Source organism: Pseudoalteromonas sp. (assembly GCF_041613455.1).
Classification (GTDB): domain Bacteria; phylum Pseudomonadota; class Gammaproteobacteria; order Enterobacterales; family Alteromonadaceae; genus Pseudoalteromonas.
Genome location: NZ_JBFJHD010000181.1, coordinates 1 through 6,086 on the forward strand (window position 1 = coordinate 1; position 6,086 = coordinate 6,086).

At 45.9% G+C, this 6,086-nt stretch carries 4 protein-coding genes and 1 pseudogene; 1 reads left to right on the plus strand and 4 read right to left on the minus strand.

The window, feature by feature from the left end; all coding sequences use genetic code 11:
* From ABYB02_RS13530 to ABYB02_RS13540, 3 genes and pseudogenes are all read right to left on the minus strand, one after another.
* Positions 1-413: pseudogene (locus ABYB02_RS13530) on the minus strand (cell division protein ZipA); the annotation flags it as partial.
* 69 nt (positions 414-482) lie between these two features.
* Entirely contained in the window at positions 483-3,893 is a 3,411-nt protein-coding gene (gene smc / locus ABYB02_RS13535) for a chromosome segregation protein SMC (RefSeq protein WP_372762957.1), read from the minus strand.
* A 67-nt stretch (positions 3,894-3,960) separates the two neighbouring features.
* Positions 3,961-4,692: a TrmH family RNA methyltransferase gene (locus ABYB02_RS13540; protein ID WP_372762958.1), complete on the minus strand. Its 732-nt coding sequence runs from the start codon at positions 4,690-4,692 to the stop codon at positions 3,961-3,963.
* Between the two features lie 116 nt (positions 4,693-4,808).
* Between ABYB02_RS13540 and ABYB02_RS13545 the strand changes: the two genes are divergently transcribed.
* A complete protein-coding gene (locus ABYB02_RS13545; protein ID WP_372762959.1) occupies positions 4,809-5,102 on the plus strand; it encodes a hypothetical protein in 294 nt (97 codons plus the stop codon).
* 57 nt (positions 5,103-5,159) lie between these two features.
* On the opposite strand, the gene speB is transcribed toward ABYB02_RS13545, so the two are convergent.
* The gene (gene speB / locus ABYB02_RS13550; RefSeq protein WP_372762960.1) at positions 5,160-6,083 is read right to left on the minus strand and encodes an agmatinase; all 924 of its coding nucleotides are present in this window, start codon (positions 6,081-6,083) and stop codon (positions 5,160-5,162) included.
* Between the last annotated feature and the right edge of the window lie 3 nt (positions 6,084-6,086).

Sequence of the window (6,086 nt, forward strand, 5' to 3'; positions counted from 1 at the left end):
ACCGCAGGTAATAACTGACTGCCCTGCATAGTCATGCCCTCTGGCATTTGAATATGCACAATCACGAAGTCGGCAACCGCTGCAGGCTCTTCGCTTTGGGTAGCAGCTGGCTCCTGCTCAACAACCTGTAAATCGTCTTCAATGGGTACTTCTGGCACACTGGTATCAATGTGTGGCTCATCCGCGGTAAAATTTAATTCACCGAGTTGCGGCTCATCTCGCTCAAAAGCAACCGGCTCTGCGGCCTCTGTGCTTGGCGCATGAGCAGGCGCGCTGTGTTGTGGTTCTACCCGCTCGCGACTAGGTGTTTCTGGGGTATCTTTTTTTCTCACTGACCATAAACCATGTATTAATAAGCCACCTATGACAAATACACTGATCACGATTAAAACCCATCTTAATTCTTCGGCCATCCCCTCACCTTTTATTATTTGATATGCCTAAAAACTGTGTATTAGTTAACGCTAATACGTTTAGTAACACTATGCGTGTGCAAGTTGCACCGCTTGTTCAATATCTACCGCCACAACACGCGACACACCCGGCTCTGCCATTGTCACACCGGTTAATCTGCCTGCCATTTCCATTGCAATTTTATTATGACTAATATAGATAAACTGCACTGATTGTGACATTTCTTCAACTAAACGGCAAAAACGCACCACATTAGCATCATCTAACGGCGCATCCACTTCATCTAGCATACAGAATGGAGCTGGATTGAGCCTGAATATTGAAAACACTAATGATAATGCGCTCAGCGCTTTTTCTCCACCACTTAACAAATGAATTGTTGAATTTTTTTTGCCCGGTGGTCGAGCCATTATACTAACACCACTTTCAAGCAAATCGTCACTGGTTAATGCTAAATACGCACTGCCGCCACCAAATACCTTGGGAAACAGCTCGCCAAAGTCGTGGTTTACCTGATCAAAAGTGGCCTTAAAGCGCGTTTTAGTTTCTAAATCTATTTTACGAATAGCCCCTTCAAGGGTACTTAATGCTTTGGTTAAGTCATCCAATTGATTATCAAGGTATTCACTTCGTGCTTTAGCCTGATCAAATTCGTCTATCGCCGCCAGGTTAACCGCACCTAGCTTTTCTAGCTGGTTAGCTATGGAGGTGAGTTGGTTTTGCGCAGCAGCTACGCTCAGTGAGTCTGGTAACTCTTCAAGCACTAATTGCAAAGTTTGTTTTAACTCTGCTAAGGGCTCCAGTGCAAGCTGGGCTTTTATTGCTACGCTTTGCTCTTCTAGGCTTAATTTTTGATGTTGTTGCTGCAGTGCCTCAAGTTCGCCTTGGGAATGCTTAAGACTTGCTTGCTTGGCGGATAATGCCTCTTTGGCGTGGGCTAACTTATCGTTTAATTGCGCCTGCTGTTGCTCACCGCTGGCGTGCTGCTGTAATAACTGTGCAATATTATCGGCTAGTTGCTGGGCAGGCTGGCGCAGCGCTTCGAGTTGTGCTTGCTGCTGTTGTGCACCGTGTAAAGCATTGCTGTACTCTTGCTCAGCATGATTGAGTTTAGTATGACTGAGCTGCCACTCACTGCGCGCCCGCTGCTCATTTAAGCTGGCTTGATGTGCCTGTGTTTTATATTGCTCTAAGCGACTGAGTGCTTCGCTGTGGTCTTTATCTGTTTGCAAGCGAGTGGTATTGGCCGCTTCAAGCTCATCACTCCCCTTTAGTCGTTGCTCATCAAGTAGAGAGTGTTGCTTTTTTTGCGCTACAAGATCCGCCTCTATTGCTGTTAACTGTTCTGTCAGCTGCTGTTGTTGTTGCTGCAATTTTTCTAGTTGTAGCTGCTGCTGAGCCACTTGCTGTTGCAGCATATCGCTACGAGTGCTTGCTACCGCTATCGTTTGTGCCAATTGATGGATGGCATCTTTAAGCGCTGTTTGCTCTGCAGCTAATTGTTTATGAGCCTGCTGATGCGTTGCAAGCACATCTTGAGCGTCTTGTAATTGCTGGTTAAGCTCAGTTAACTGCGTTGTTTTAGTGTGTAATTGCTGATGCTTTAACAATAAAGAGTTAGCGGCATTTTTATCGCCGTTTAAATGCCAGTTACGACCATGTAACGCCCCTTGTTTATCCATCACCGCAAGGTAATAGTCATCGTCTAATGCAGCTAAGCTGCCATTTTCGCTGTACGCGATACGCGCTAAATACTCGGGATACACCCCTGCCGTTATGTAGTTCGCTAAGCTCAATTGTGCCACTCGCTGCGGCGCGTTTTTGCTTGCCTGCCAGACACTATTGGGCTGTACTTTATCGCTTACGGTTAACTGCTGAAACGATTGCAACGCTTGCTCTACTATATGTTCAAAGCCAGCAGTAACAGTGAGCTGGCTCAGCAGCGTGTGGGGAGCTTCATTATCCTCTTCTAGCCCCAAAGTACTTTTAAGCCCAGCAATACTGGCTTTGAGTTCATTTACTTGTTGCGTTAATTGCTGACACTGCTGCTCGGCGGCCGTTAATTGGCTCTGTTGTTGCGCCGCAGCGGCTTGGCACTTGCTATGCGCAGTTTGTTTGTTGGCTAACTGTTGAGTTTGCGCTTGCTGAGTATGCTGTAAATCACTGAGCTGTTGCTGCAGATTGTCGGCATGTAGTGCCGCTATTTGCTCCTCAAGCTGCTCGCGTTGCTGCTTTACATGCTGCGCTGATTGGCTTAATTGCTGAATTTGGTTTGCTTGAGCAAGCTGTTTGGTATGCAGTTGCTGCTGTTGCTCATTCAGCGTTTGCCAGTTTGCTGTATGCTGTTGCTTTAATTCCCTTAAGCGTTCGGTTTTGAGGCTTAGTTCCGCTACTTGCTCTTGGCTCAGCTCGCTATTTGCTATCGCCTGCTGCAGTGTCTCGTGCTGTTGATCACACACAGTTTGCTGTTGTGTTTTAGCCGCTAGGCTTTGCGTTTCGCGCTGTTGCAGCTCAGCTAAGCTGTGTTGCAGTGTTTGCTGTTGTTGCTTAATATTAATTTGTTGTTGCTCGGCGCGAGTCAACTCAGTATGCAGTGCATGTTGCTGTTGTTGTAAATCAGCTAAACTATCTTGTTTGCCCTGCACTTGTGCCTCTAGGCTGGCAAGCACATCGTCGTGGCCTACATGAGCGCTGTGGAAAAAATTAATGTGCTCATTGAGCTCAGCTATTTGGCGGCCTTTTTCATTTTGCTGTTGGTGCAGCTTTTGCCATTTTAAAACGGCAACTTGGCCTTTCAAAACACGTTCCTGTGCTTTTAACTCACGGTATTTTTTGGCATCTTGCGACTGTACCGCCAGTTTATCGAGCTGACTTTTTAGCTCTTTACGTACATCCAGTAAACGCTCTAGGTTTTCGCGGGTACTTTTAATACGGGTTTGGGTTTCGCGGCGACGCTCCTTGTATTTAGACACCCCGGCGGCTTCTTCTAAAAACACCCGTAGCTCTTGCGGTTTGCTCTCGATTAAGCGTGAGATCATCCCTTGCTCAATAATCGCATAACTGCGCGGTCCTAAGCCTGTGCCTAAAAATATATCGGTAATATCGCGCTTTCGACATTTGCTACCATTTAGGTAGTACAACGACTGCCCATCGCGGGTCACTAAACGTTTAATGGCAATTTGGTTGCGGCTGGCAAAGGTATTTGCAAAGTCAGCTGAGTCATTATCAAAAATAAGCTCTACCGATGCTTGCGAAATCGCTTTACGGTTCGTCGAGCCATTAAAAATAACATCGGTCATGGCATCGCCACGCAGATTTTTTGCTGAGCTTTCACCAAGCACCCATCGCACAGCATCAATTACGTTAGACTTGCCACAGCCGTTAGGGCCCACTACGCAAGTCATTTGATCAGGAAAGGGAATTTTAGTGGGCTCGACAAACGATTTAAAGCCCGCCAATTTTATAGTGCTTAAGCGCATGTTATTGCTATTACCCAGTTATTATTTTTATTATTGCTTAACAATGTCATCGTTTTTAACGACAGGGTTAAGCTTGTCGTTTAAAGTTATCTAAAATAATGCCGGTCGCCATCGCCACATTAAGCGACTCCGCCGCTCCAAACGCAGGGATGGTAATTTTATTGCTTACAAGCGCAGCACAGGCTTCGCGTATACCATGTGACTCGCTGCCCATTAATAACACGCCTGAGCCATTAAACGCAGTGTAGTGCACACTATCACCTTCTAAAAAAGCGCCATAAATTGGCATATTTACAGTGGCTAAATACGCGGGTAAATCGACTTGGCTTACCGACACTCTAACAAACGAGCCCATAGTGGCACTGATTGTTTTAGGATTATACGCATCGGCGCTATCGGTGCTAGTCACTATGTGCTTAATGCCATACCAGTCGGCCACTCGAATGATGGTGCCTAAATTACCAGGATCAGATACCCCGTCGAGCGCCAGTATTAAACCGCTGGTTTGCAGCGGCGCCGCATCGGGCATAGCGACAATCGCAATCGCAGCATTATTACTTACTAAGGTACTGGCTTTGGTCAGCAGCTCTTCATCGGCCACAGTAAAGTTAACATTTTGATATTGTGCTTGATAGCTATTTATAAATGCCGCAGTGGCAAAGATATCAAGCACTTTTAATTGACTGTTTAATAACTCAAGTACATTTTTTTCACCTTGTACAAGGTATTGATTATATTGCTTGCGGTACTTTTTTTGGCCAAGTTGGCGAATAAGTTTGAGTTGGTTTTTTGAAATCATAACAGCCCCATAAAATGATACCGGCAGTATAACAGATAACCCCGCGAGTCTTGAACTTGAAAAATCAGTGGTATTTCATATAAAGTGCAATCATTAACATAATTTACTGAGCCCGTATGTCTGCTGAAATTACCTTATTGTTATTAGTGGTTACCGTAATCACGCTGGGTTATGGCTTTATATACCCGCGTTTTGCCGGTAACAGCTTGAAAAAATTGTCTATTCAAGACCTGTTCGCCACGGCGATTACGCTGTTTATTGCAGGAAATTTATATTACGGCTCAGGAGTGAAATTTAGCTGGTTGCTCTTTGAGGTAAATTGGTTTTGGTTTACGTTTTTAAGCTATTTAGTGATAGAAATACCGGTGTGTATCGCATATGCCAAAAAACATAAGATGCATTTTAGATAACCATGTAAGGCAGCAACACAGCAAAAAGCGCCCTGCGGCGCTTTTTTAACTCACTGCTCAGTATTTATTTTTTAACGCCCACAAATGCAGCAGTTCGTTAGCGATGCTCGCAGCAGCAATGGCGGTGAGTTCACTTTGATCATATGACGGTGACACTTCAACCACATCCATGCCCACCATATTAATGCCTTTTAACGCACGTAATATTTTCAGCACTTTATCCGAGCTTAACCCGCCACACACTGGCGTGCCGGTACCCGGTGCAAACGCCGGATCGAGGCAGTCAATGTCAAAGGTTAAATACACCGGTAAATCACCGACTCGTTCAAGTATTTGTGCAGCAATGTCGCTTGCGTGCAGGTCGTTCGCTTGCATCGCGTCAATCACTGCAAACTCATGCTTAGTTTGCTCAAAGTCGGTACGTATGCCTATTTGAATACTGTGATTGACGTCAATTAACCCTTCCATGGGGGCATGATAAAACATGGTGCCATGGTCGTAGCGCGACCCATTACTGTAAGTATCGGTATGCGCATCAAAGTGTACTAAGGCCATTTTACCATGTTGCTTGGCGTGTGCACGTAACAGCGGCAAAGTAACAAAGTGATCGCCGCCAAGGCCTAACAAGGTTTTACCTTGGCTGAGGATGTTACTCGCCGCGTGTTCTAGTCGAGCGGTAAAATATTCAGCGTCGCCTACGGGATACGTAAAATCTCCCGCATCGGCCACCGTTAAGCGCTCAAATAACGGAAACGTCCACGGGTATTTAGTACCTTCCCACGCTAAATGCACCGATGCACGGCGAATCGCATCGGGGCCTAAACGGGCACCTGGGCGACCCGAGGTCGCCATATCAAATGGCAAGCCCAGCACCACTACATCGGCGTCGATCGCGGTAATGTTTTGCACCATAGGACGACGTAAAAACGTCATCCCATTTGAGTATAATGAGTGATCGGGGTGATCAAACAAGGTCGACATTGC